Origin of the sequence: Burkholderia latens, assembly GCF_902499045.1 — a bacterium.
Classification (GTDB): domain Bacteria; phylum Pseudomonadota; class Gammaproteobacteria; order Burkholderiales; family Burkholderiaceae; genus Burkholderia; species Burkholderia latens.
In genome coordinates this window covers 38,276-64,862 of the sequence record NZ_CABVPL010000023.1, presented here as the reverse complement: position 1 = coordinate 64,862, position 26,587 = coordinate 38,276, and the positions used below count along the sequence as shown (strand labels likewise).

At 67.9% G+C, this 26,587-nt stretch carries 21 protein-coding genes; 12 read left to right on the top strand and 9 right to left on the bottom strand.

Features of this window, described 5'->3' with window-relative positions; genetic code table 11:
• Positions 1 to 62: 62 nt before the first annotated feature.
• The 9 genes from BSE24067_RS17280 to BSE24067_RS17240 all read left to right on the top strand — a co-directional run bounded on the left by BSE24067_RS17280 (position 63) and on the right by BSE24067_RS17240 (position 11,493).
• Positions 63 to 3,605, top strand: coding sequence for an ABC transporter ATP-binding protein/permease (locus BSE24067_RS17280; protein WP_174904804.1), 3,543 nt, complete (start codon positions 63 to 65; stop codon positions 3,603 to 3,605).
• Positions 3,606 to 4,238: 633 nt separating this feature from the next.
• Positions 4,239 to 4,991 carry a glutamine ABC transporter substrate-binding protein GlnH gene (gene glnH / locus BSE24067_RS17275; RefSeq protein WP_151068545.1) on the top strand — a complete coding sequence of 251 codons (753 nt, stop codon included), beginning with the start codon at positions 4,239 to 4,241 and terminating at the stop codon, positions 4,989 to 4,991.
• A gap of 66 nt (positions 4,992 to 5,057) precedes the next feature.
• On the top strand, positions 5,058 to 5,714 hold the full coding sequence (glnP, locus tag BSE24067_RS17270; RefSeq protein WP_040139569.1) for a glutamine ABC transporter permease GlnP: 657 nt from the start codon (positions 5,058 to 5,060) through the stop codon (positions 5,712 to 5,714).
• Positions 5,711 to 6,439 (top strand): glutamine ABC transporter ATP-binding protein GlnQ, encoded by a 729-nt coding sequence (gene glnQ / locus BSE24067_RS17265; RefSeq protein ID WP_170297561.1) that lies wholly within the window; start codon positions 5,711 to 5,713, stop codon positions 6,437 to 6,439. The genes glnP and glnQ overlap by 4 nt, the downstream gene beginning before the upstream one ends.
• Before the next feature lie 20 nt (positions 6,440 to 6,459).
• On the top strand, positions 6,460 to 7,509 hold the full coding sequence (locus tag BSE24067_RS17260; RefSeq protein WP_151068544.1) for a C45 family autoproteolytic acyltransferase/hydrolase: 1,050 nt from the start codon (positions 6,460 to 6,462) through the stop codon (positions 7,507 to 7,509).
• Between the two features lie 15 nt (positions 7,510 to 7,524).
• Positions 7,525 to 8,859, top strand: a complete 1,335-nt coding sequence (locus BSE24067_RS17255; protein WP_151068543.1) for an aspartate aminotransferase family protein — start codon at positions 7,525 to 7,527, stop codon at positions 8,857 to 8,859.
• Positions 8,860 to 8,884: 25 nt separating this feature from the next.
• Positions 8,885 to 9,439, top strand: coding sequence for a carboxymuconolactone decarboxylase family protein (locus BSE24067_RS17250; RefSeq protein ID WP_151068542.1), 555 nt, complete (start codon positions 8,885 to 8,887; stop codon positions 9,437 to 9,439).
• A gap of 194 nt (positions 9,440 to 9,633) precedes the next feature.
• The gene (gene lpxO, locus BSE24067_RS17245; protein WP_151068541.1) at positions 9,634 to 10,533 is read left to right on the top strand and encodes a lipid A hydroxylase LpxO; all 900 of its coding nucleotides are present in this window, start codon (positions 9,634 to 9,636) and stop codon (positions 10,531 to 10,533) included.
• 168 nt (positions 10,534 to 10,701) lie between these two features.
• Complete coding sequence (locus BSE24067_RS17240; RefSeq protein ID WP_174904803.1) at positions 10,702 to 11,493, top strand: extensin; 792 nt, start codon at positions 10,702 to 10,704, stop codon at positions 11,491 to 11,493.
• A 114-nt stretch (positions 11,494 to 11,607) separates the two neighbouring features.
• Here the strand turns inward: BSE24067_RS17240 and ahpF are convergent, their stop codons facing one another.
• From ahpF to BSE24067_RS17225, 3 genes are all read right to left on the bottom strand, one after another.
• Positions 11,608 to 13,206 (bottom strand): alkyl hydroperoxide reductase subunit F, encoded by a 1,599-nt coding sequence (gene ahpF / locus BSE24067_RS17235; protein WP_151065225.1) that lies wholly within the window; start codon positions 13,204 to 13,206, stop codon positions 11,608 to 11,610.
• 122 nt (positions 13,207 to 13,328) lie between these two features.
• Entirely contained in the window at positions 13,329 to 13,892 is a 564-nt protein-coding gene (gene ahpC, locus BSE24067_RS17230) for an alkyl hydroperoxide reductase subunit C (RefSeq protein WP_040139575.1), read from the bottom strand.
• 339 nt (positions 13,893 to 14,231) lie between these two features.
• Positions 14,232 to 15,125, bottom strand: coding sequence for a LysR substrate-binding domain-containing protein (locus BSE24067_RS17225; protein ID WP_151065224.1), 894 nt, complete (start codon positions 15,123 to 15,125; stop codon positions 14,232 to 14,234).
• Between the two features lie 178 nt (positions 15,126 to 15,303).
• On the opposite strand from BSE24067_RS17225, the gene BSE24067_RS17220 reads away from it, so the two are divergent.
• Genes BSE24067_RS17220 through BSE24067_RS17210 form a run of 3 tightly spaced genes read left to right on the top strand, consistent with a single transcriptional unit; the run spans position 15,304 to position 18,273 of the window.
• Entirely contained in the window at positions 15,304 to 16,470 is a 1,167-nt protein-coding gene (locus BSE24067_RS17220) for a branched-chain amino acid ABC transporter substrate-binding protein (RefSeq protein ID WP_151065223.1), read from the top strand.
• Between the two features lie 14 nt (positions 16,471 to 16,484).
• A complete protein-coding gene (locus BSE24067_RS17215; protein WP_151065222.1) occupies positions 16,485 to 17,024 on the top strand; it encodes an L-2-amino-thiazoline-4-carboxylic acid hydrolase in 540 nt (179 codons plus the stop codon).
• Positions 17,017 to 18,273, top strand: a complete 1,257-nt coding sequence (locus BSE24067_RS17210) for a Zn-dependent hydrolase (RefSeq protein WP_151065221.1) — start codon at positions 17,017 to 17,019, stop codon at positions 18,271 to 18,273. Before BSE24067_RS17215 ends, BSE24067_RS17210 begins: the two co-directional genes overlap by 8 nt.
• A gap of 10 nt (positions 18,274 to 18,283) precedes the next feature.
• Here the strand turns inward: BSE24067_RS17210 and BSE24067_RS17205 are convergent, their stop codons facing one another.
• The 6 genes from BSE24067_RS17205 to pgaB all read right to left on the bottom strand — a co-directional run bounded on the left by BSE24067_RS17205 (position 18,284) and on the right by pgaB (position 26,572).
• Positions 18,284 to 19,120: a c-type cytochrome gene (locus BSE24067_RS17205; protein WP_151065220.1), complete on the bottom strand. Its 837-nt coding sequence runs from the start codon at positions 19,118 to 19,120 to the stop codon at positions 18,284 to 18,286.
• A gap of 379 nt (positions 19,121 to 19,499) precedes the next feature.
• Positions 19,500 to 20,807, bottom strand: coding sequence for a hypothetical protein (locus BSE24067_RS17200; RefSeq protein ID WP_151065219.1), 1,308 nt, complete (start codon positions 20,805 to 20,807; stop codon positions 19,500 to 19,502).
• The gene (gene glmS / locus BSE24067_RS17195) at positions 20,804 to 22,627 is read right to left on the bottom strand and encodes a glutamine--fructose-6-phosphate transaminase (isomerizing) (protein ID WP_151065218.1); all 1,824 of its coding nucleotides are present in this window, start codon (positions 22,625 to 22,627) and stop codon (positions 20,804 to 20,806) included. Before glmS ends, BSE24067_RS17200 begins: the two co-directional genes overlap by 4 nt.
• Before the next feature lie 117 nt (positions 22,628 to 22,744).
• On the bottom strand, positions 22,745 to 23,233 hold the full coding sequence (locus tag BSE24067_RS17190) for a Biofilm PGA synthesis auxiliary protein PgaD (RefSeq protein WP_151065217.1): 489 nt from the start codon (positions 23,231 to 23,233) through the stop codon (positions 22,745 to 22,747).
• Positions 23,211 to 24,482 (bottom strand): poly-beta-1,6-N-acetyl-D-glucosamine synthase, encoded by a 1,272-nt coding sequence (pgaC, locus tag BSE24067_RS17185; RefSeq protein WP_151065216.1) that lies wholly within the window; start codon positions 24,480 to 24,482, stop codon positions 23,211 to 23,213. The genes BSE24067_RS17190 and pgaC overlap by 23 nt, the downstream gene beginning before the upstream one ends.
• On the bottom strand, positions 24,479 to 26,572 hold the full coding sequence (gene pgaB, locus BSE24067_RS17180; protein WP_151065215.1) for a poly-beta-1,6-N-acetyl-D-glucosamine N-deacetylase PgaB: 2,094 nt from the start codon (positions 26,570 to 26,572) through the stop codon (positions 24,479 to 24,481). The genes pgaC and pgaB overlap by 4 nt, the downstream gene beginning before the upstream one ends.
• Between the last annotated feature and the right edge of the window lie 15 nt (positions 26,573 to 26,587).

Sequence of the window (26,587 nt, the reverse complement as noted above, 5' to 3'; positions counted from 1 at the left end):
GCCGCGCGGGTAGCCTTGGTCCGGTCGATCAAACCGCAACGAAAAACCGACTGGAGGGCTTCATGTATTTCGACCGGCGACTATGGGCGATGATGGCGGGATTGCGCTGGCGGGTCGCCGCCGCGGTCGCGCTCGGGCTGCTCGCGATGGGTGTCGGCATCCTCCGGTTCGTGTTTCTCGGCCGCGTGCTTGCGCTCGTGTTCGCCGGCGCGGCCGCGCGCGATATCGGCGAAGCCGTCGTTGCAACGACGCTCTGCGTGCTGCTGCGCGCATGGCTCGATCATCGCCGCACGGTGCTCGCGCAGCACACGGCCGGGCACGTGCAGTCCGCGCTGCGCGCGCGGCTGTTCGACCGGATCGCCGCGCTCGGCCCCGCGTGGTTCAGCGGCGAGCGCACGGGCGGCGTGATGCTGGCCGTCGTCGACGGCGTCGAGCAACTGCAGACCTTCTTCGGCGTCTACCTGCCGCAGCTCGTGATCGCCGCGTGCGCGCCGGTGATGATCTTCGCGGTGCTCGCGTGGTGGGACGTGCCGACGGCCGCGGTCCTGCTGATTGCCGCGCTCGTCACGCTCGCGCTGCCGCAACTCGTGCACCGTGCGGACCGGCGCGCGGCGCTGGCACGTTCGGCGGCGTTCAAGGCGTTCGGCGAGGAGTTTCTCGACGCGGTGCAGGGCCTGCCGACGCTGAAGGCGTTCGGGCAGAGCCGCGCGTTCGGCGCGAAACTGGCGGCGAAGGCGCGCGCGCTGTCCGACAGCACGTTCTGGGTGCTCGCGCTCGGGCTGCTGACGCGGCTCTTCACCGATCTCGGCACCGGCCTCGGCGCGGCCGCCGCGATTGCAGTCGGCGCATGGCGCGTGCGTCACGGCTACATGAGCCTCGAAGCGCTGCTGATCGTGCTGATGGCCGGCAGCGAGATCTTCCGGCCGCTGCGCGACCTGCGCGGCGTGCTGCATCAGGGGATGATCGGCCAGTCGGCGGCGAACGCGATTCATGCGCTGCTGGACGCGGGCGGCGACGCGCCGGCGGCCGCGGCGCCGCGCATCGCGCACGTGCGGCCGGAGATCGTGTTCGACGGCGTCAGCTTCGCGTATCCGGGCCGTCGCGCGGATGCGCATGCGGCATTGAGTTTCTCGGTGCGCGAAGGCGAGACGGTCGCGATCGTCGGTCCGAGCGGCGCGGGCAAGTCGACCATCGTGCGGCTGCTTCTGCGCCAGCACGACGCGCAGCGCGGCGCGATCCGCATCGGCGGTCACGACGTGCGCACGCTCGACGCCGACCAGGTGCGCGAGATGATCGCGGTCGTCGCGCAGGACGCGACGCTGTTCGACGGCAGCGTCGCGGAGAACCTGCGGCTCGGCCGTCCCGACGCGAGCGACGCGGACATGATCGCGGCCGCGCGCGCGGCCAACGCGCACGATTTCATTTCGGCGCTGCCCGACGGCTACGCGACGCGCATCGGCGAACGCGGGCTGATGCTGTCCGGCGGCCAGCGGCAGCGGATCGCGATCGCTCGCGCGCTGCTGCGCGATGCGCCGATCCTGCTGCTCGACGAGGCGCTGTCGTCGGTCGATGCGGAGAACGAAGCGTTGATCCAGCAGGCGCTCGACCGGCTCACGCGCGGCCGCACGACGCTCGTGCTCGCGCACCGGCTGTCCAGCGTGATCGGCGCCGATCGCATCCTGGTGCTCGACCAGGGGCGCGTGGTCGACGAGGGCACGCACGCGCAGTTGATCGCGCGCGACGGCCCGTACCGGCGGCTGATGGGGCCGCAGCTGGAGGCTGCCGCCGAAGCCGCGGGCACGGCCGCGGCGGCCGGCGGCGCGAGCGCGCGTGCGGCGTCCGGCCCGCAGGTCCGGCCGCTGAACGACGACGCGGCCGCGATCGGCTGGCCGGAGACCTTACGCACGCTGCTGCGCTTCGTCAGTCCGTGGAAAGGCAAGGTCGTGCTGACCGTGTTGTTCGGGATCGGCCGCGTGCTGGCGTTCGTCGGTGTCGGCGTGATCGGCGCGCTGGTGGTCGGCGGCGTCTCGGCCGGACACGCGAACGGGGCGCTCGTCGCGGCGCTGCTCGTCGTCGCGCCGATCGCGGCCGTGCTGCACTGGCTCGAATCGTGGCTCGCGCACGACATGGCGTACCGGCTGCTCGCCGAGATGCGCATCGCGCTGTTCGCGACGCTCGAACGGCTCGCGCCGGCCGGGCTGTTGCGGCGCCGCGCCGGCGATCTGGTCGCGCTCGCGACGCAGGACGTCGAGACCGTCGAATACTTCTATGCGCATACGCTCGCGCCCGCGTTCGTCGCGGTGCTGGTGCCGGCCGGCGTGCTCGCGCTGCTCGCGTCGGTGGCGTGGCCGCTCGCGTTCGTGCTGCTGCCGTTCCTGCTGTGGGCCGGGCTCGCGCCGGTGCTCGCGCGGCGCGACGTCGACCGGCTCGGCACCGGCGCGCGCGAAGCGCTCGGCCAGCTCGGCGCGCACCTGACCGAAACGATCCAGGGGCTCGCCGAACTGACCGCGTTCCAGGCGATCGAGCGGCGGCGCGCCGCGTTCGTCGCGCAAGCCGACGCGTACCGGCTGCAACGCGCAAAGCTGCTCGACGACCTGTCCGCGCAGAGCGCCGCGCTGGAGATCGCGAGCGGGCTCGGCGGCCTGGCCGTCGCGGCGCTCGGCGCGTGGTTGAGCGCGCGCGGCTGGTTCGCGCACGAATCGTTGCCGCTGCTGGTGCTGGTCGCCGTGGCCGCGTTCATGCCGGTCGCCGAGATCGGTCAGGTCGCGCGGCAGCTCGCGGACACGATCGCATCGACGCGGCGCCTGCGTGCGATCGACAAGGAGCCGGTGACGGTGGTCGACGGCACGCATGCGATGTCCGGCGACGCGACCGTGCGCTTCGACGACGCGTGCTTCACGTACCCCGGCCGCGGCGTGCCGGCGATCGATCGCATGAGCTTCGACGTGCCGCCGGGCAGCACGGTCGCGCTGGTCGGTGCATCCGGCGCCGGCAAGTCGACCGTCGCGAGCCTGCTGCTGCGTTTCTGGGATCCTCAGCACGGGCGTGTGTCGCTCGGCGGCGTCGATCTGCGCGACTTGCGGCTCGACGACCTGCGCCGGCACATCGCGCTCGTCGCGCAGGATACCTATCTGTTCAACGACACGCTCGAAGCGAACATCCGTCTGGCGGCGAGCGATGCGTCCGATGCGGACGTGCGGCGTGCGATCGATCAGGCCGCGCTCGGCGAATTCGTCGCGCGGCTGCCGGACGGGCTCGCGACGCGCGTCGGCGAGCGCGGCGTGCAGCTGTCCGGCGGGCAGCGCCAGCGTGTCGCGATCGCGCGTGCGTTCCTGAAGGACGCACCGGTGCTGATCCTCGATGAAGCGACATCGCATCTGGACACGATCAGCGAGCAGCAGATCCGCGCGGCGCTGGAGGACCTGATGGCGCAGCGCACGTCGATCATCATCGCGCACCGGCTGTCGACCGTGCGCAATGCGGACAGGATTCTCGTGATCGAGCACGGCAGGATCATCGAGGCGGGCACGCATGCGGAGCTGATCGCGCGGCAGGGCGCGTATGCGCGGCTGGTTTCGCATCAGGCGAGCGGCGTGGCGGCGTGACACGGGCCGCTTCGAGGTCGTGCAGGATGACGTTGCTGTCCGAGGCTCGTCCCGATCATTGAGCGGCGTGGGTGGTCGCCGGCATTCGGGGCCAGGAGCGGCAGGGACGGTGTGCGAGGGCGCACGGTGCGGTGCGGGACGTGTGCCGCGAACGGCCGGTCGCTACCGCAGCCCCAGCGCCGGTGCCGCCAACAGCGACAGCAACAGCGACAGCGACAGCAACAGCAACAGCAACAGCAACAGCAACAGCGCCAAGCGCCCGCTCGTTCTGCACGGCCCACATTTGCCATCCCGATTTTCGGATCGCGATGGTGACGCACGAGCACTGCCCGGCAGCGCTCGCGCTCATCGGATCATCGCGCATTCGCGCTTCGCGCCCGCAACGGCGAGTCCTGACCCGCCGCCCCTTACTGCCGTCTCCCGTGCCTTTTCCTCCGACCAAACCCCGCGTGCCGGGCCGGGTTTGTCTCGATGCATTTTCTTGTTGAGTATTTTTTTGTTGTCGTAGTATCCGTGTTGACAACACTTGTTGCACTAAGGTCTAATTGGACATCGCATGTTGCGGTGCGGCTTGATGTCGTCGTTCCCCGGCCAGCCGGCCGGTTACATCGCTCAACCATGCGGAGAAAAGTCATGAGTCGCCGTTCCTTCCTGAAAGCCGTCGCGGTCACTGCCGCGCTCGGCGCCAGCATCGCCCACGCGGACACCAAGACGCTCGTCGTCGGGACCGATACGTCGTTCATGCCGTTCGAGTTCAAGCAGGGCGACAAGTACGTCGGCTTCGATCTCGACCTGTGGGCCGAGATCGCGAAGGATCAGGGCTGGAAGTACACGATCCAGCCGATGGACTTCGCGGGCCTGATTCCTGCACTGCAGACGCAGAACATCGACGTCGCGCTGTCGGGGATGACGATCAAGGAAGAGCGGAAGAAGGCGATCGACTTCTCCGCGCCGTATTACGACAGCGGGCTTGCGGCGATGGTGCAGTCCGGCAATACGTCGATCAAGTCGATCGACGACCTGAACGGCAAGGTCATCGCCGCGAAAACGGGCACCGCGACGATCGACTGGATCAAGGCACACCTGAAGCCGAAGGAAATCCGCCAGTTCCCGAACATCGACCAGGCGTACCTCGCGCTCGAGGCCGGCCGCGTCGACGCGGCGATGCACGACACGCCGAACGTGCTGTTCTTCGTGAACAACGAAGGCAAGGGCAAGGTGAAGGTCGCGGGCGAGCCGGTCAGCGGCGACAAGTACGGGATCGGCTTTCCGAAGGGCAGTGCGCTCGTGCCGAAGGTCAATGCGTCGCTCGTGAAGATCAAGGCCGACGGCCGCTACGCGCAGATCTACAAGAAGTGGTTCGGCGCCGAGCCGCCGAAGATGTGAGCGTGACGGCACAACGTGGCGCGGCCGGGCGGCCGCGCCGGTCTTGAATCGAACGGGGAGCAACACGTGAATTTCGATTGGTCGGCGATCTGGGCGGCGCTGCCGGACCTGATGGACGGGGTCCGGTTGACGGTGTTCATCGCATTTTTCGGGCTGGTGGGCGGATTCGTCGTCGGGATGATCGCGGGCATGTTCCGCGCATATGGACCGAAGGCGATGAACGTGCTCGCACAGGTTTATATTGAACTGATCCGCGGAACGCCGATCGTCGTGCAGGTGATGTTCCTGTACTTCGCGCTGCCGCTGCTCGCGCATATCCGCATCGACGGCCTGACGGCCGCGATCATCGCGATCACGGTGAATTCGGGCGCGTATCTCGCGGAAGTCGTGCGCGGCGCGCTGCTGTCGATCCCGAAGGGGCTGACGGAAGCGGGGCTCGCGATGGGCCTGTCGATGCCGCGCGTGCTGCTGAAGGTGGTCGGGCCGCTCGCGTTCCGGCGGCTGATCCCGCCGCTCGGCAACCAGTGCATCGTGAGCCTGAAGGACACGTCGCTGTTCATCGTGATCGGCGTGGGCGAGCTGACGCGCAAGGGGCAGGAAATCATTGCCGGCAATTTCCAGGCCGTCGAGATCTGGACGGCGGTGGCCATCATCTACCTGCTGCTGACCGGCGCGATGACGCTGACGCTCCGGCTCGTCGAAAAGAGGATGCGTATCTTATGAGCATGATCGAATTCCAGAACGTGTCGAAGAGCTTCGGCCACGTGCCGGTGCTCAAGCATATCGACCTGAAGATCGACGCGGGCGAAGTGGTGGTCGTGATCGGCCCGTCGGGCTCGGGCAAGTCGACGATGCTGCGCTGTATCAACGCGCTCGAGAAGATCACCGGCGGCGAGCTGCTGGTCGACGGCCAGAGCGTGCGCGGCAACGCGTCGACGATCCGCAACATCCGGCTCGAAGCTGGCATGGTCTTCCAGCAGTTCAACCTGTTCCCGCAAATGACCGCGCTCGAGAACGTGATGTTCGGGCCGATCCAGGTGCGTGGCGCGTCGCGTGCCGACGCGCGCGATCAGGCGATGGCGCTGCTCGACAAGGTCGGCCTCGAATCGCGCGCGAATCACTATCCGTCGGAACTGTCGGGCGGCCAGCAGCAGCGCGTCGCGATCGCGCGGGCGCTGGCGATCCGGCCGCGGCTGATGCTGTTCGACGAGCCGACGTCGGCGCTCGATCCGGAGTTGCGCCACGAAGTGCTGAAGGTGATGCAGGATCTCGCGACCGAAGGGATGACGATGATCGTCGTCACGCACGAGATCGGCTTCGCGAAGCAGGTCGGCACGCGGTTGCTGTTCATGGATCAGGGCGGCATCGCCGAGGACGGCCATCCGGTCGACCTGATCGACCGGCCGCCGACGCCGCGCCTGAGGGAATTCCTGAAACACGTGTCCTGAACGAAACCGAATCGCCTGCCATGCCGCTTTCCCTTTCCCCCGTCATCACCGGCACGCCGTTCGACATCGGCGTGCGTCTCGGCGAACTTGCCCGCCCCGTGTTCGACGCTTACATGCAGCAGAGCAGCGCATGGCAGGCCGTGCGCCGCTGGCGCGGCCATCCGTTCGTCGCCACGCTGCGGCAGGCTGCACTCGCCGCGTATCCCGAGCTCGTCGCGGAACTGGACGGAATCGCGGCAGGCGTCGGCTGGCCGGCCGACGACATCTTCCTGTGGAATTGCCGCGGCGAACTGATCCACAACGCGCCGGACGGCTGCACGACGCTCGCGGCACGCGGCGCCGACGGCACGCGCTGGATCGCGCACAACGAGGACGGCGATCCGTACCTGCGCGAGCGCTGCCTGCTCGTCGACGTGCAGCCGCATGGCAAACCCGGCTTCATCAGCTTCTATTACCCAGGCTCGCTGCCCGGCCATACGTTCGCCGCGAACCGCGCGGGCGTCGCACAGGCGATCAACAACCTGCGGATCCGCACGCCGGCGGCCGGCGTGCCGCGGATGATCCTCGCGCGCGCGGTGCTCGACGCGACGTCGCTCGATGCCGCCGCCGACGTGCTGCGCACGCATGCGCGCGCGAGCGGCTTTCACCACACGCTCGGCGCGACCGGCGATCGGCGGCTTCTGAGCATCGAGGCGAGCGTCGCGCGCTGTTCGGTGCTAGACGTTGCACGTGTCGTCGGCCACGCGAATCATCTCGTGCATCCGGGATGCGATGCGGAAGCGCAGATCGTCACGCAGTCGTCCGGCGATCGCCAGCGGCGCGTCGATGCGCTGACGCCGGGCATCGGCGCGCTCGACGAAGCCGTGCTGCTGCGCGTGCTCGGCGATCGCGCACCGGAAGGGCTGCCGATCTATCGCGACGATCCGGCCGACCCCGACGACGAAAACACGCTGGCGACGGCGGTGTTCGCGATTCGCGACACCGCGATCGACTTCACGATCCATCAACACGGCACGCAGCGCTTCGCGACACGTATCGTGCCGTTCGCGCACGCGCCCCGCGCGTCCTGATCCATGAGGCAACGCATGACGACCGTTTTTCATCGTGCTCCGCGCACGACCTTGCCCACCGCCGTCGCAGGCGACGGCATCGAGATCATCGATTCGACCGGCAAACGCTATATCGACGCGTGCGGCGGTGCGGCCGTGTCGTGTCTCGGCCACAGCAACCAGCGCGTGATCGACGCGATCAAGCGGCAGGCGCAGCAGCTGCCGTACGCGCATACGTCGTTCTTCACGACCGACGTGGCCGAGGAACTGGCCGACCGGCTCGTCGAGGCCGCGCCGGCCGGGCTCGAGCACGTGTATTTCGTATCGGGCGGATCCGAGGCGATCGAAGCCGCGCTGAAGCTCGCGCGCCAGTATTTCGTCGAGAAAGGCGAGCCGCAGCGCCGCCACTTCATCGCGCGCCGCCAGAGCTATCACGGCAACACGCTCGGCGCGCTCGCGATCGGCGGCAACGCGTGGCGGCGCGAGCCGTTCCTGCCGTTGTTGATCGAAGCGCATCACGTGAGCCCGTGCTACGCGTATCGCGACCAGGCGGCAGGCGAGACCGACGAAGCGTATGCGCAGCGGCTCGCCGACGAACTCGAGCAGAAGATCGCCGAACTCGGCGCGGAAAACGTCGCGGCGTTCGTCGCGGAAACGGTGGTCGGCGCCACGGCCGGCGCGGTGCCGCCGGTGCGTACCTACCTGCAGAAGATTCGCGCGGTGTGCGACAAGTACGGCGTGCTGCTGATCCTCGACGAAATCATGTCAGGGATGGGCCGAACCGGTTATCTGTTCGCGTGCGACGAGGACAACGTCGCACCGGACCTGCTGACGATCGCGAAAGGGCTCGGCGCCGGCTACCAGCCGATCGGCGCGACGCTGGTGAGCGACCGCATCTACCGGACGATCGTCGACGGCTCCGGCTTCTTCCAGCACGGCCACACGTATCTGGGCCATGCGACCGCGTGTGCGGCCGCGCTGGAAGTGCAGCGCGTGATCGCCGAAGAGAAGCTGCTCGACAACGTGAAGGCGCGCGGCGAGCAGTTGCGTGCGTCGTTGCGCGCGCATTACGCCGCGCATCCGCATGTCGGCGACGTGCGCGGCCGCGGGCTGTTCGTCGGCGTCGAACTCGTGCGCGACCGCGCCAGCAAGGCGACGTTCGATCCCGCGCTGAAGCTGCATGCGGCGGTCAAGCGCGAGGCGATGCAGCGCGGGCTGATGGTGTATCCGATGGGCGGTACGATCGATGGCGTGCACGGCGATCACATCCTCGTCGCGCCGCCGTTCGTGTGCACCGCGCAGCAGATCGACACGATCGTCGAACGGCTGTCCGGTGCGATCGATGCGGCGCTCGCATCGGCCGGCGCCTGAACCCCGACATTACAGAATCCTCACCATGACAGACAGACTGCCTCCGTTCGACCCCGCGTCGGCCACCGACGAGCAGAAGGCCGTGCTCGCCGAAATCCTCAGCGGCCCGCGCGGCAACCTGAACGGGCCGTTCCTCGGCTGGATCGCGAGCCCCGAGCTCGCGCAGCACGCGCAGCGGCTCGGCGCGTTCTGCCGCTATCGCACGGGCTTGCCGCTGCGGCTGTCGGAGCTCGCGATTCTCGTGACGGCCGCGCGCTGGCGCTCGCAGGCCGAGTGGCACATCCATCATCCGATCGCGCTCGATGCCGGCGTGCCGGCCGCGACGGCCGATGCGATCCGCCGCGGCGTCGAGCCGGTGTTCGAGTCGGACGACGATGCGCTGATTCATGCGTTCGCCACCGAGCTGTACGACACGCGGCGCGTGAGCGATGCTACGTTCGCGCGCGCGCACGCCCGTTTCGGCCACGAGACCGTCGTGAACCTCGTCGCGCTGCTCGGTTATTACGCGCTCGTCGCGATGACGCTCAACACGTTCGATATGCGCGCAGACGGACAAACTGATTTGCCGTTTCCGGAATAATCGTCGCACGCGCGTGCCGCATGCGTGCCGATGGCGCCGAAAAGCCCGTCGGCGCGGGCGTGTCGGCGTGTGCGCGCGAGTTCAGCCGCGTGCTTGCCACATCCCGGCCGCGCGCATCGCACCGCCTGCGCTTCAGTGCAGGAAATTTTCCCCGCACCTAAAATTCCGGCAAAGCGTTTGCGGGGGAAAGAGCGATGCGGTGGGTCCTGTTGATCGTGTTCATTGCGTGTGTCGCGTACACGCACCGGCGCGGCAAGGTTCGGCACCGGCTGTTCAGGCAGCTATCCGACCACTCGACCTTCACCGCCCCGCTGAACTGCTTTTCCTACGCGTTCTCGTCGGTGCCGACCACGCCGTTTATCGATACGCGGCACTTTCCGGAACTGGCGGCGTTGCAGCGCGAATGGCGGACCATCCGCGACGAAGCGCTCGCGCTGCGTGACGCGAGCCGGATCAAGGCATCCGGCGAGTACAACGACATCGGCTTCAATTCGTTCTTTCGCAACGGCTGGAAGCGCTTCTACCTGAAGTGGTACGACGCGCCGCATCCGTCCGCGCAGGCGTTGTGCCCGCGCACGGTCGCGATCCTGTCGCGGATTCCGTCGATCAAGGCCGCGATGTTCGCGCAGTTGCCGCCGGGCGGCAAGCTCGGGCTGCATCGCGATCCGTATGCGGGTTCGCTGCGGTATCACCTCGGGCTCGACACGCCGAACGACGACGCGTGCCGGATCGTCGTCGACGGCGAGTCGTACGCATGGCGCGACGGCGAGGCCGTGATGTTCGACGAGACCTACCTGCACTGGGCCGAGAATCGCACCGCGCACGATCGCGTGATCCTGTTCTGCGACATCGACCGGCCGATGAAATATCGATGGGCGCAGCGCATCAACGACGCGTTCGGGCAACTGCTGATGCGCGCGGCCGCGTCGCCGAACGAGACGGGCGACCGCACCGGCGGGCTCAATCGTGCGTTCAAGTATCTGTATGCGATCCGCCGGGCCGGCAAGCGGCTGAAGGCATGGAATCGCACCGTGTACTACATCGTCAAGTGGGCGCTGTTCGGCGGGATCGCGGTGGCGGTCTTCTGTATCTGACAGACCGAACACGAGCGAGCCGAACCGTCTGACGAAAGGGCGGCGCGGCGTTTCACGGGCACGCCGGCCTTGGGTCGCCATCAATGCAACCAAATGTATTCGCGCGGGATCGAGCGCGGATGCGCAGGTATGATGGCTTGTTCACGTCGACAAGATCGGTGAGCGAGCATGACCAGTACCCGAAAAACCTTGATGATTGCCGGCGGATTGCTGGTTGCCGCGGCAGGCACCGGCTACGTGATGCTGCTGCGTGCGGACCACCGCGCGATCGCGGAGGCCGGCATCGGCGATTCCGCTCCGCCGGCCGCCACCGTGGCGGCCGCCGACGACGGCCACACCGCGCACGGCGCGATCGCACCGCCCGCGCGCGTCGCAGTCCCTTCCGCGCATGTGCCCGGCCCCGTGCCGCAACACGCGGCCGTGCCGCCGCCCGCCGCGGCGCTGGCGCGCCCGAGCGCGGCACCGGCCCCCGGTGCCGTCGCGCCCGTGATCGCCGCGCAGCCGCCGGCAGCGAAGCCGGTCACGAAGCCGCCCACCGTCCATGTCGTGACGGTCGAGCCCGAGGATTCGACCCCGGCGAACGCGCCGTCCATTCAATCGGCGCCCCCTGCACCACCTGCCCAGCCGGTGCAAACCGCGACGGCGACGCCGTCGACGCAGCACGCGTATCAGCCGCCACAGCACGCGCCGCGCAAGCGCGACGGGCTCGAACGGCACGCAGCGGCAACGCCCGCGATGAAATCCGAAACGCCGGAAACCGCCGCGCTCGTGCGCGAATCGGCGAAGCTCGATCCGTCGTTGCCGCCGCCGCAGTACGTGCCGCCGCCAAGCGCCGAGCGATCGCACACGTCGGGCGGCGCGAATTCGGTTGCCGCCGCGATGACCGATCAGCTGGTCCGGCAGTCGAGCAGCTTCAAGGCGCCCGCGCCGGCGAATCCCGCTCCCGCGGCCGCGCAGTGACGACGCGGGCGTCGCGCTCGCGCCGTGCCTCTCGTCGCCGGATGAAAAAGGACCCCGCACGCCGACCAGGGCGTGCGGGGCCAAGAGAGACGAACCTGTGCGATGCGTCGCGCGTTACGCGGCGATCGCTTCTTCGGCCTGCGGCGCGTCGGCCGCGGCCGGCGTCGCATCCTGCCGGATCAGGTGATCGAACGCGCCGAGCGACGCCTTCGCGCCTTCGCCGACCGCGATCACGATCTGCTTGAACGGCACCGTCGTCACGTCGCCGGCGGCGAACACACCCGGCACCGACGTCGCACCGCGCGCATCGACGACGATCTCGCCGTGCTTCGACAGTTCGACCGTGCCCTTCAGCCATTCGGTGTTCGGCACCAGGCCGATCTGCACGAACACGCCTTCGAGGTCGACGCGCTTCGTTTCACCGGAGCGCAGATCCTTGTAGACGAGCCCGTTCAGCTTGCTGCCGTCGCCGGTCAGCTCGGTCGTCTGCGCCTGCGTGACGATCGTCACGTTCGGCAGGCTGCGCAGCTTGCGCTGCAGCACTTCGTCCGCGCGCAGTTGCGCACCGAACTCGATCAGCGTGACTTCCTTCACGATGCCGGCCAGGTCGATCGCGGCCTCGACACCCGAGTTGCCGCCGCCGACCACCGCGACGTGCTTGCCCTTGAACAGCGGGCCGTCGCAGTGCGGGCAGTACGCGACACCGCGGTTGCGGTATTCGCGCTCGCCCGGCACGTTGATTTCGCGCCAGCGCGCGCCGGTCGCGAGAATGATCGTCTTTGCCTTCAGCACCGCGCCGTTCGCGAGGCGGATCTGGTGCACGTCGCCCGGAATCAGCGCGTCCGCGCGCTGCACGTCCATGATGTCGACGTCGTACTGCTTCACGTGCTGCTCGAGCGCGGTCGCGAACTTCGGACCTTCGGTTTCCTGCACCGACACGAAGTTCTCGATCGCCATCGTGTCGAGCACCTGGCCGCCGAAACGCTCGGCGACGACGCCCGTCGCGATGCCCTTGCGCGCCGAGTAGATCGCGGCGGCCGCACCGGCCGGGCCGCCGCCGACGATCAGCGTGTCGAACACCGGCTTGTTGTCGAGCGACTTCGCGGCACGCGCGCTCGCGCCCGTATCGAGCTTCGCGAGGATTTCCTTCACGCTGCTGCGGCCCTGGCCGAACGACTCGCCGTTCAGGAACATGGTCGGCACGGCCATGATCTGGCGCGCGTCGACTTCGTTCTGGAACAGCGCGCCGTCGATCGCGACGTGACGGATGCGCGGGTTGATCAGCGACATCACGTTCAGCGCCTGCACGACTTCCGGGCAGTTCTGGCACGACAGCGAGAAATACGTTTCGAACGCGTAGTCGCCGTCGAGCGCGCGGATCTGTTCGATCACGTCGGCGTCGAGCTTGATCGGGTGGCCGCCCGTCTGCAGCAGCGCGAGCACGAGCGACGTGAATTCATGGCCCATCGGGATGCCGGCGAAGCGGATGCCGGCCGGCTTGCCCGGTTCGCCGATCGAGAACGACGGCTTGCGCTCGGCGTCGTCGCGGCGTTCGGTCACGGTCACGCGCGACGTCAGCGACGCAATCTCGTTCAGCAGCGCAAGCAGCTCCTGCGACTTCGCGCTGTCGTCGATCGATGCGGCGAGTTCGATCGGGCGCGTGATCTTTTCGAGGTACGCTTTCAGTTGGTTCTTGAGATTGGCGTCGAGCATGGCGTTTCGGATTCCGTATTGATGAGGCGGGTCGGGCACGTCGTGCCGGAGGAGGGCGCGGGCCGCGCGAGGCGGCCCGCATCGCGACACGCGCGCACCGTGCGGCGCGCGCGGTGCGATCGTCAGATCTTGCCGATCAGGTCGAGCGACGGGGTCAGCGTTTCCGCGCCGGGCGTCCACTTGGCCGGGCACACTTCACCCGGGTGCGCCGCGATGTATTGCGCGGCCTGCACCTTGCGCAGCAGTTCGCCTGCGTCGCGGCCGATGCCGTTGTCGTGGATTTCGCACAGCTTGATCTCGCCTTCCGGGTTGATCACGAACGTGCCGCGCAGCGCCATCCCTTCTTCCTCGATCAGCACGTCGAAATTGCGCGACAGCGTGAGCGTCGGGTCGCCGATCATCGGGTACTTGATCTTGCCGATCGTGTCCGACGTGTCGTGCCAGGCCTTGTGCGTGAAGTGCGTATCGGTCGACACGCCGTAGATTTCGACGCCCAGCTTCTGGAATTCGTCGTAGCGGTCGGCGAGGTCGCCGAGCTCGGTCGGGCAGACGAACGTGAAGTCGGCCGGGTAGAACACGACGACGGACCACTTGCCTTTGAAGTTCTCTTCGGTCACGGGCACGAAGTCGCCGTTGTGGTATGCGGTTGCCTTGAACGGTTTGATCTGGGTGTTGATGATCGGCATCTTGCGAGTTCCTTTTGCTGGGGTGTTGATGAAGTGTTCCCAGTATCCGGGTTCACCCTCGGTTTGTGAAATTGCTTGTTTTAATCCGCGGCATCGGAAATTTCTATCTGCTTCCGGCCCCTGTTCCGGCGGGGCCGCGCGACTTCCGGCCCGTGACGCGCGTGCGTGACCACGCCGCACGATGTGGCGCGCGCGTCGCGGCGGTCAACGCGGGGAAGCGCGATGTGGCGGAGTGGGGCCGTTGCGCGCAGATGCATCTGCGCGCCGGCGCAACGCATGGGCGCAGGCTGGCGGGTGCAGCGTCGGAGAGCGCCGTCGGGCCGCGACCGGGGCCGCGGCTCAAGCGGCCATCCGCCTCAGCCATTCGGCCAGGCGTCTGGCGCCGTCCGGCATGTCTGCATCCTCGCGCGTGCACAGGTAGTAATCGCGTCCGTCGTCGAGCGCATGGTCGAACAGCTGCACGAGTTCGCCGTTCGCCAGTTCGCGCTCGACCAGCGGCGCGCGCAGCAGCGCCGCGCCGAGGTCCGCGCGCGCCGCGCTCAGCGTCAGCTGGCCGTCCTCGAACATCGGCCCCACCGCATGCGACACGTGCCGCACGCCGGCGCCATGCAGCCAGTTGACCCACGTGCTGCGATCCTCGTCGTGCACGAGCGGCGCGTGCGCGAGATCGGCCGGCGTGCGGAACGGCCCGTGACGCTTCAGGAACGACGGGCTGCACATCGGCACCATCGCGCCCGGCAGCAGCCGCTCGCAGCGGTAGCCGGGCCAGTCGCCGGTGCCGAAGCGGATCGACAGGTCCGACGCGTCGCTTCGGTAGTTGCGGTGATGCGCATACAACACGGTCACGTCGACGTCGGTGTTCTCGGCGAGGAACGCGTGCAGCCGCGGAATGAACCAGCCGATGCCGAGCAGCGGGATCAGGCTGATCGTGATCTGCCGCAGCGACGACCGGTCGCGCACGAAGCGCGTCGCGCTGCGCAGCACGGAGAACGCGGCGCTGATCGAGCGGTAGTAGTCGCGCCCCTCGTCCGTGAGCGCGAGCAGCCGGCCTTCCCGCACCGTGAGCGGCGTCTGGATGAACGCTTCCAGCAATTGCAGCTGATGGCTGACCGCGGACGGCGTGATGTCGAGCTCGTGCGCGGCCGCGGTGACCGATCCGAGGCGCGCGAATGCCTCGAACGCGCGGACGGCGCGCAGCGGCGGATCGTGCGGCAACTGTTCGATATTTTTCATGTGTCGAATTTTATCGAAAAATCAGGGTAAGCGACAACATGAAAATATCGCGTATTTACAGGCGTTTACGATATTGTGTCGCGAATCGCATAAGCATCCAACAATTGGGTATTTGGACTGCAGGTGATGAATCTTTAATATTTTTCATGTTTTGATTCGAGCCAACCGATCCCCGCACATGAAAATCGCTTTCCTTCCCGCCAGCCTCGCGTTCTCCGCGGCCACGCTGATCGCCGCCGTTCCCGCCTTCGCGCAGTCCGCGCCGCAGACGATCCTGATCGGTCTCGCCGCGCCGCTCACCGGTCCGTCTGCACGGATCGGCAAAGACCTGCAAAACGGCGCGCAACTCGCGATCGACGATGCGAACGCGAAGCATCCGAGCATCGGCGGCAAGCCGGTCGTCTACAAGCTCGTCGCGGCCGACGACCAATCCGATCCGCGCACGGCCGTCGCGGTCGCGCAGCAGCTCGTCGACCAGCACGTGATCGGCGTCGTCGGTCACTGGAACACGGGTTGCAGCGTGCCGGCGTCGCGCGTCTACCGCGATGCGGGCATTCCGCAGATCGCGCCGGCGTCCACCGGTCATCAGTACACGCAGCAGGGCTACGCGACGGCGTTCCGGATCATGGGGCACGACGATGCGGGCGGCAATTTCACCGGCGCCTATGCGGTGAAGACGCTGAAGGCGAAGCGCATCGCCGTGATCGACGATCGCACGTCGTTCGGCGCGGGGCTCGCCGATCAGTTCATCAAGGGTGTGCAGGCGAACGGCGGCACGATCGTCGATCGCCAGTACGTAAACGACAAGACGACCGACTTCAGCGGCGTGCTGACCGCGATCAAGGGCAAGCGCGCGGATCTCGTGTTCTTCGGCGGGCTGGATGCGCAGGCCGCGCCGATCGCGCGCCGCATGCGGCAGCTCGGCGTGAACGCGCCGCTGCTCGGCGCCGGCGGTTTCGTGAGCCAGACCTTCCTGTCGATCGCCGGCAAGGACGGCGACGGCGTGACCGCGCTCGAGCCGGGCCTGCCGCTCGACCGGATGCCGGGCGGCAACGCGTTCGATGCGCAATACCGCGCGCGCTTCCACTCGCCGATCGAACTGCACGCGCCGTTCGCGTACGACGCGGCCGCCACGCTGATCGCCGCCGCGCAGAAGGCCGGCACGACGCAGCCGGCGAAGCTGGTGGCAGCGGTGCGCGCCACCGACCGGCCGGGCGTCACGGGCAGGGTCGCGTTCGACGGCGAAGGCAACCTGAAGGATCCGGCATTCACGATCTACCAGGTGCGCGGCGGCAAGTGGACGGTCGTCGACGTGCTCGGCGGCGCGCGCACCGCAACCAGATAACGCGGAGACACCCCATGACCGACACGATTCACGAATCCGCCGCGGCACCCGAGGACACGCGCCTCGGCATCCTCGCGCGGCGCCGCATCGAAGCGGAAATCATCAAGCCGATCTACGAGATCATGAAGCGCGAATTCGGCACCGAGCGTGCGCAGGCCGTGATCGCGGAAGCCGTGCGCGGCGCGGCCGTCGACGCGGGCCGCACGTTCGCCGCGCAGGAGCCCGACGGCACGAGCGTGCAGTCGTTCATCGCGCTGCAGGTGCTGTGGGAGAAGGACGACGCGCTCGACGTCGCCGTGCATCGCGCGGACGACGCGCACTACGACTACGACGTGCACCGTTGCAGCTACGCGGAGATGTATCACGCGATGGGGCTCGGCGAGATCGGCCATTTGCTGAGTTGCGCGCGCGACAGCTACTTCATCGAGGGTTACGACCCGCGCATCGCGTTGACGCGCACGAGCACGATCATGCAGGGCGGCAAGCGCTGCGATTTCCGCTATGCGCTGCGCGCCGCGCCGCGCGACGACGCGCCGGAGGCCGGCAATGCGTGACGATCTCGCTGGCGCGCCGCGCGTCGACGGTGCACGTCTGTGGGCGTCGCTCGAGCGGATGGCGCAGATTGGCGCGACGCCGAAGGGCGGGGTCTGCCGTCTCGCGCTGACCGACCTCGACCGCGAATCGCGCGACCTGTTCGTGCAGTGGGCGCGCGATGCCGGCTGCGCCGTGCGGATCGACCGGATGGGCAACGTGTTCGCGCGCCGCGCGGGCCGCAATCCTGACGCGGCGCCGGTGATGACGGGCTCGCACGCCGATTCGCAGCCGACCGGCGGCCGCTACGACGGCATCTACGGCGTGCTCGGCGGCCTCGAGGTCGTGCGCGCGCTCAACGATGCGGGCATCGAGACCGAGCGTCCGATCGACGTCGTGATCTGGACCAACGAGGAAGGCTCGCGCTTCGCGCCGGCGATGATCTCGGCCGGCGTGTTCTCGGGCGTGTATTCGCTCGCATACGGGCTGTCGCGCACCGATGGCGCCGGCAAGACGATCGGCGAGGAACTCGCGCGGATCGGCTATGCGGGCACCGAGCCCGTCGGCGGCTATCCCGTGCACGCCGCGTACGAGCTGCACATCGAACAGGGCGCGATTCTCGAACGCGCGGGCAAGACGATCGGTGTCGTGACGGCCGGGCAGGGGCAGCGCTGGTACGAGGTGACGTTGACCGGCGTCGACGCGCACGCGGGCACGACGCCGATGGAATTCCGGCGCGACACGCTGGTCGGCGCCGCGCGGATGATCCAGTTCGTCGATGCGCTCGGCCGCCGTCATGCGCCGCATGCGCGCGCGACGGTCGGGATGATCGACGCGCGGCCGAATTCGCGCAACACGGTGCCCGGCAACTGCTTCTTCACGGTCGAATTCCGTCATCCGGACGACGCGGTGCTCGACGAACTCGATGCGGCGCTGCGCGCGGAACTGGCGCGCGTGGCGGCCGACGCGGGTCTCGGCGCGCGGATCGAACAGATCTTCACGTATGCGCCGGTGCCGTTCGCGCCGCGCTGCATCGACACGGTGCGCGACGCCGCGCAGGCGCTCGGGCTGTCGCACATGGACATCGTGTCCGGCGCGGGCCACGACGCGTGCTACGTCGCGCGCGTCGCGCCGACCGGCATGATCTTCGTGCCGTGCGTCGACGGTCTCAGCCACAACGAAGCCGAGGCGATCACGCCGGAATGGTCGACGGCCGGCGCCGACGTGCTGCTGCGCGCGGTGTTGCAAAGCGCGCAGGAACCCGGCGCGTGACGGCCGCGGCTTACTTGCCGGTCTTGCGCCGCGCGACGTACGCGAGGTAAGCGACGATCTGTTCGAGTTCCCGGTCGCTCAGCTGATCGGGCGGGAATGCCGGCATCACGCGGCCCGGCCAGTCGCGCACCGACGCCGGGTTGCGGATGTAGCGGCGCAGCGCGCCGGGCTGGAAGTAGTCGACCGGATTCATCGGCGTGTTCAGGTCCGGCCCGGCCTGGCTGCTGCCCGCGCCGTCGATGCGGTGGCATGCAAGGCATTGCGTGACGAAGAGCCGCTGGCCCGCGCGGGCCGGGTCGTTCGCCGGCAGCGACGGATCGACCGCGAGCGACGGCCAGCGCGCGAGCGGCGACGATTCGACCGTGATGCGCACGATCTGGTACGGCCACTGCTCGCCGCGCACCGACGACGCGTCCGGCCCGGTCCACACGAGATAGAACGGCCCCGCGCTGACCGATTTACCCGGCAGCGCGGGCCACGGGTGCGCCGGATCCTCGATCGCGAGCCACGCAACGGCGCCGGCCGGCGCGCGGCGGCGCGCGAGATCGAGCGGCAGTTGCGCGGCGAAACCGTCGGCCGCGCGCGTCTCCAGCACGCCGTCGGCCGGCAGCGGCGTGTCGCCGAGCAGCGCCGCGAACGGCACCGCGCGGAACGTCATCGGCCGGCCGTACGCGATGTCGCGCGGCACGTGGATGTCCGTCGCGTCGGCGCGCGCGAGCAGCGTCTGCCGCGTCAGCACGCGCCGCGTACCGTCGGTTTCGAGTTCGAGTGTGCCGTGCGCGGACGCGCGCGTCGCGATCAGGCACACCATCAGCAGCAACAGCGAAAACCACTGGCGCTTCAGCATCCGTTCTCCGTGAAAGGGGGCGAGGGCGCTCGCGGGCGGGGGGCGCCGCGGCCGGTCGAAGGAATCGGGCGACAGTCTATCCGGTACGCGCGGCGCTGGCGACTTCGGCGCGGTGCAGGCGTAACGGCGCGGATCGGAGCAGACCACGGCCGGGCGCCCGTGCCCGGCGGTCAGGCGGTCAGGCAGTCAGGCAGTCAGGCGGGTAGGCGGGTAGGCGGGCATGCGGGCAGAAGGCAGTCAGGCCGGCATGACAGCATGACAGCATGACAGCATGCGGACAGCCCGACAGCCCGACGCAGACACGATCGCATTGCGCGATCCGCGCGGCGTCACATCGGCATGAACTGCTCACGCCGATCCCGCGCGCCATGAGCCGACGTCAATGGCTCTGGCACTGCACTTCGGTCTTCGGCAAAGGCGCTTCGCGCGTCGTGTCGAAATCGGCTTCGCGCGTGCCGGTCGGCGTCAGCGACACGACATGCATCGTGCCGCCGCGTGCCGGAAACGCGGCGATGCCGGTCGAGCCCCACGGAACCGGCGAACGCTGCGCACCCGTGACCGACATGGCCGTGGCCGTCAGCGTCAGCGTCAGCAGCCGCCCGTCGCGAGTCGGCACGTATGCGTGCGCGCCATCGACGCCGATTCCCGATTCGCGCACCGATGGCGGCAGGCAGTCGAGCGTGGCGATGCGGCGGCCGTCGGGGCCGATCAGCATCGCGACGCCGCGGTTGTCCGCGGTCGTCGTGACGACGATGAAGCGGTCGACCGCGGGCACGTATGCGGACGAATACACGTAGTACTGGATCGCGTCGCTCAGCGCCCCGAGCTTGTCGAGCTTCGCGGTGAACGGATCGAACATCGCATATTCGAGCGTCGCGTCCGTGCTGCCTTCGATGTATTTCTGCCAGACCAGCAACGCACGGCGCGGCGAGCCCGCGACGATCGGCCACCATTCGCGGCGATGCGCGGCGACCGGCACATGATTCAGCACGCGTCCGGCCGAATCGTAGGTTTTTACGTACACGCCGTTGCCGCTGCCGAGATTGTCGACGCCGCCGCCGTCGACCCAGTCGGCGGAGTAGAACACGACGAAGCGCTCGCCCGCGGCGGCGACGTGCCCCGAATGGCCGCCCGCTTCGACGTCGCGCGGATACGGCTTGATCGGCTTCAAGTTGCGCCGATAGACGCCGTATCGCTGGCTGACTTCCTGCGACGTGTTCCAGCCGTCCTCGAACGTGACGAAGATGTCGCCGCGCCCGTTCTGCGCGATCGACACGGGCTCCTGCGCCTCCGGCCGGCTGATGAACGTGCGCACGTTCGTCAGCTGCGGTTTGCCGGGCTGCCATTCGCCCACGTACACGTCGTGCGACCAGCTGCCGTTGCGCGTCGCGCCGCGCGGCGGCAGCCCCGCGCTGCTGAAGAACACCCAGCGCTTGCCGTCGCCGGCATCGGCCACGCCGACGCCGTGCATGAAGCGGCGCGGATCGCCGGTGTCCTTGTCGCCGGCGGCCGGCTCGGCGGGCGCGTCGATCGTGACCGTGTGCACAACCGGTGCGCCGGCGGGCGCCGCGATGCAGCCCGCGCCGTAACCGGCGCCGAAGATCGCGGCCGCGGCGAGCCGCGTCGCCGCGCGCAACGCCGGGTGCGATCGCACCGCACCCGGCAACCGGACTGGCAGCGTCGTCATTCGACCGTGACCGATTTCGCGAGGTTACGCGGCTTGTCGACGTCGGCGCCGCGCGCGCAGCCGACGTGATAGGCCAGCAACTGCAGCGCGATCACGTTGACGATCGGCGACAGCACGTCGCCCGATTCGCGCACGCGGATCAGGTGCGTGTCGCGATCGGCGTCGATCTCGAGCTGATGGCCCGCGAGCACGTACAGCCGTCCGCCGCGCGCGCGCACCTCCGCCATGTTCGATTTCAGCTTCTGGAACAGGCGATCGTCCGGCGCGATCGTGACGACCGGCATCGCGCTCGTGACCAGCGCGAGCGGTCCGTGCTTCAGTTCGCCGGCCGGATAGCCTTCCGCGTGGATGTACGACACTTCCTTGAGCTTCAGCGCGCCTTCCAGCGCGATCGGGTAGTGAATGCCGCGGCCGAGGAACAGCGCGTTCTCGGTGCGCGCGAACTTCGTGGCCCAACCCATGATTTGCGTTTCGAGCGCGAGCGCGTGGCCGATGCGGTCCGGCAGTTCGTGCAGCTTCTTCAGGTGCGTCGCGACCTGCGCGGCGTCGAGCCGGCCGCGCTGCTGCGCGAGCGTCAGCGTCAGCAGGAACAGCGCGACGAGCTGCGTCGTGAACGCCTTGGTCGATGCGACGCCGAGCTCGATGCCGGCGCGCGTGAGGAAACACAGCGGTGCGGCGCGCGCGATCGAGCTGGTCGCCACGTTGCAGATCGCCATCGACAGATCCTGGCCCATCCCGCGCGCGCGCTCGATCGCGCCGATCGTGTCGGCGGTCTCGCCGGACTGCGAGATGCCGACCACCAGCGTGCGCGGATCGGGGACGGTATCGCGGTAGCGGTATTCGCTGGCGATCTCGACCTGCGCGGGGATGCCCGCGATGCTCTCGAGCCAGTATTTCGCGGTCAGGCCCGCGTAGTAGCTGGTGCCGCAGCCGAGCAGCAGCACGCTTCTCGTCCGCGACAGCAACGCGCGTGCGCTGTCGCTGCCGCCGAACAGCGCGGGCGAGATCGTGTCGATGCCGTCGATCGTGGCCGCGATCGCCTTCGGCTGCTCGAAGATTTCCTTCTGCATGAAATGCTGGTACGGGCCGAGTGCTGCATCGTCGGCGCGCGCCTTGACCTCGCACAGCGGCCGCCTCGCTTCGGCGCCGACCGAATCGACCACGTCGATGCGCTCCGGCGTGATCAGCGCGACGTCGCCGTCCTCGAGATAGACGAAGCGGTCGGTCAGGTCGCCGAGCGCCGCGCAGTCGGACGCCAGATAGTTCTGGTCCGCGCCGATGCCGATCACGAGCGGCGAGCCGGCGCGCGCGGCGACCAGCCGTTGGGGTTCGCGCGCGCTCAGCACGGCGATCGCATAGGCGCCGTGCAGCCGCTTGACCGCGCGCACGACCGCATCGAACAGATCGTCGCGATATACGCTGTGGATCAGGTGCGCGATCACCTCGGTGTCGGTTTCGCCGCGGAACGTGTAGCCGCGTTGCCGCAGTTCGGCGCGCAATTCGTCATGGTTTTCGATGATTCCGTTGTGCACGACCGCGATCGTGTCGCCCGACACGATCGGGTGCGCGTTCATTTCGGACGGCGCGCCGTGCGTCGCCCAGCGCGTGTGCGCGATGCACGTCTGACCTTCGAGACCGAGCGTCAGCACGCGATCCTGCAGGTCCGCCACGCGCCGCAGCGTGCGTTCGCTGCGCAAATGCCCGTCACGCAGCACGGCGATGCCGCACGAATCGTAGCCGCGATACTCGAGCCGGCTCAGCGCATTGACCAGTTGCGGCACCTGATTCTTCAGGCCGCTTGCTCCGACGATTCCGCACATGATTCACCTCGTCTCCAGGAAGTTTTTGCGGCTGGCACGCGGCGCGCGCCAGCACGATATGAGGAGCGCTGCGGCGCCGCGGCGTCCGGCGCGCGCGGCGCTGCACGTCTCCGGCATTCACTCGCGCGGCTGCGGCTCCGCATGCGCGATCCATTCGATGCCCGAGATCGAGCCGTTCGCGTCGTGCGACGCGACGAGAATGCGCGTCGTGCGTCGCGTGCCGCGCCGGCGGTCGCCGGCGAGCGCGGTGGGCGGCATCGAGCGCACCTTCACGCTGGCCGAGCGCCGCAGCATCTTCGACACGCGCAGCCGGTACGCGAACGGATGCACGACGCGCCCCGCGATCAGCCATGTGACGATCGTGCCGGCGATCAGCGCGATGCTGGTCACGTAGAACACGATCTGCTCGATCGGCATCTCGGCCTCGTTGAATGGCAGCAAATAGCGGTACGTGTAGATGCAGATCGATGCCCAGACGCCCCCGACCAGCGCAGGCCGCACGAGGCGGAACCACGCAACCAGCACGGGGCCGACTATGTTGCCGCGTTCGGCAATCATGTCGCGCGGTGCGCGCAGGGAAAGGTCAATAATCGGCGCGTTCTTCATGTTGAATGCCTCGGTCGGGACTGACCCACACGGCGCGCTTGCCGCGGCCCCGCAATACGACGGCGGGCAGGGCCACGACGGTGGTGATCATGGTGATCAACCAGAACGCCACGGGGTACCAGATGGTGTCAAGGAAGTACATCAGGAGTTTCTCGTCGTAACGACGATCGATCATGCTGCCGATGATCAGCTGCAGGATGCAGGTCGCGACCAGCAGCATCCCGTGCCAGTGCGGCACCACGGACACATGCCAGCTCGGCGGAAGCGGATAGAAGACGTCGACCACCGCGAGCAGCAGGATGAACGACATCGCGTACGCCCATGCGATACCGATCAGGTACTCGACGAACAGCGGCCACATCATCATCTGCGTGGGCCGCATCAGCGTGCCCGCATACTTGAGCAGCACCTGGATGCCGCCCTTCGACCAGCGCAGCCGCTGCCGGTAGAGCCCCTTCATCGTCTCGGGCATCAGGATCCAGCTGAGCGCGTGCGGCTCGTAGACGACGCGCCAGTCGCGGCACTGCAGCTTCCAGCTGATGTCGATGTCCTCGGTCAGCATGTCCGAGCTCCAGTAGCCGACGTCGGCGAGCGCGGTCTTGCGGAACATCGTGATCACGCCGGACACCGTGAAGATGCGGCCGTACACCTGCTGCGTGCGTTTGATCAGCCCGACGATCGACGAGAATTCGCCGACCTGCATGCGCCCGAGCAGCGACGTGCGCGTGCGGATCCGCGGATTGCCCGTGACCGCGCCGACGCCCGGATCGGTCAGGAAATGCTCGAGCATCCAGCCGATCGCGTCGTGCGCGAGCAGCGCGTCGCCGTCGATGCAGAGCAGGTACTCCGCATTCGATACGGCGGCCGCCGTCGTGAGCCCGACCGCCTTGCCTTCGTTGCGCGCGTGATGGATCACGAGCAGGCGCGGGATCTCGACGGCCAGCTCGTTCAGGATCTCGCCGGTGCGGTCCTTGCTGCCGTCGTTCACGGCGATGATGTCGTAGTTCGGGTAGTCCATCGCATTCAGGTGACGGATCACGCTGCGCGCATTCGACGCCTCGTTGAAGCACGGCACGACGATGGAAACCTTCGGAATTCCGCTCGACGCGATCGTGCGCGTCGACAATACGCGACCCTCCTCGAGCAGGAAGTAATGCACGACGCCGCCGATCATCCACAGATACGACATGAAGAACGGATAGTAGAAGACGAAGTCCTGCACGCGCTGGATGAGACTGTGGGAGTTCATGGTGTTTTGGTTCCCTTCGGATGTTGCATTTGCATCAGCGCGTTGATGGAGGTGGGATCGAGGCGGGACTTCAGCGACATCACGTCGCGCATCGCGTCGAGCTCGGGCTGGCCGTTCAGGAAGTTGTCGGGGTAGTAGCCGAAATTCACCGCGCCTTCGCTGCGCAGCCGCCGCATCTGAGACAGCAGCGTGCTGGCCGGCACCTGCTTCTGCGCATGCCAGTCGTACGACTGCAGCTCGAACACGGTGCGCTGCAGCCCGCGCTGCTTCGCGCGGACGGCCTGCACGAGCTGGTCCAGCCAGCCTTGCGGATCCTTCGCCTGCTCCATGTACGGCATCGCCATCAGCGCGACGTAGTCGTACGTGGCGAGGAAATCGTCGTAGTTCTGCGCGAACCACGCTTCCGATTCCGGCTTCAGCACCGGCATCGCGAAGATGTTGCGCGCGGTCAGCACGTCGCCTACGTTCTGGTGCGCGAGCACGATCTGCTCGAGCTGCTTCGTCATGTCGATCAGATAGCGCGACTTCTGGCGCGTCCAGCGCTTCATCAGCTCGGGGTTCTCGCGGATCTTGCCGACGTCGGACGGCAGCCCCCACTGCGAATACACGCGCTGCGCGTGCTTGCCCGCGTCCTCGTAGTCGTCGAGTACGGCGTCGTCGCCGAACAGGATCCCGCTGAACGACGCGTGCTTGCTCATATCCTCGTAGACCTGCTGAATCATCAGCCGCGCGTCCGGGTCGAACGGGCTCAGCCGGAACACGCGCGAGCCGTTCTCGCGGGCCGGCGCGCCGCCGTAGGCGGTCACGGCCTGAAGCCCGCGCAGCTTGTCGGGCGGCGGCCGGAACGCGAGCACCGGCATCCATGCGTACACCTGCACGTTGGCGCGCGTGTTCAGCTGCCACGCGGCGCGCGAGAACAGATCGGCGCGCATCGGCAGGTGCCGGTTCGGGAAATACACGGCTTCGGCCACGCCGGTGCCCTTCGGGTCCGCGTACGCCTGCAGGTACACCGATTTCGGCTGCATCCGGTAGATGCGCTCGATCAGCTTGCCGAGATTCGCTTCCTGCCGCGCGGGATCGGGATCGTAGACCTGGTCGAGATCGACCTGCACGATGCGCTCGGGCACGTCGACGTCGCCGCGGTTGGACGCCGGCTCGCGCATCGAGCGTTCGAATCCGCCGATGTCCACGTCGTACATCAGCAGGATCCGCCTCAGCCGGTCCATCGGCACGTCCGGCGTATTGGGGCCGGCGTCGAGGCTGAACTGGACGTTCATGCCGAGCGCTGTCGATATCTGGCGCACGGGCTGATTTTCCGCGCCGTATGGCCACACCATCGAGCGTGGGACGATGCCCGTGCGTTCATGGATCTGCCGCATGCAAGTCTGCAGGTCGTTGTGCACGCGTGCGTGAAATTCGGCGTCCGTTTCATAGCGTTTCTGGTCTTGCAGGTAGAGATGCGACGTGGTCGCCGGCAATTCGTTGCCCTGCGGATTCGCGACCGCACCGTGGTGGAGATTGTGGGTGTGGCAGCCGAGCTCGACGAATTCCGACTGGCCGAGCTTCTTCACCTCGTCCCACGACAGGAAGTAGTCGCGCGGCACCTGAACCTTGTCGCTGATGCGGATCGGCGTATCGGGCGGCGTGTCGATCCATGCGGTGACGAGGCCCATCACCGCCGGATACTTGAAGCGCTCGAGCAGCGGCAGCACCTTCGTGTAGTGGCTGCGGAAGCCGTCGTCGAACGTGAGCAGCACCGCGCGCGGCGGCAGCGGCTTGCCGCCGCGCCGCGACTCCTCGATCTGCTTGACCGTGATCGTGTGGTAGTTGTTGGTCTGCAGCCACGAGAAGATCGCGGTCAGCGTGCCGGTATCGACCGCGAACGGGTCGATGATGGCCGACGGCGACGAGAACGACGCCATCAGGTTGTCGCGCACGTCGTGCAGGCAGATCACGCGAAACGTCTTGCCGTCGGCCGGATCGGACGGCGGCAGCAAGTCGATCATCTTGGCGTTGGACACGCCGGGAAACAGGGAACATGCAGCAAACGCCCCGAGGCATCCGCACATGAAGGTCCGTCTGGATTGCATTACGCGTTTCTCCTG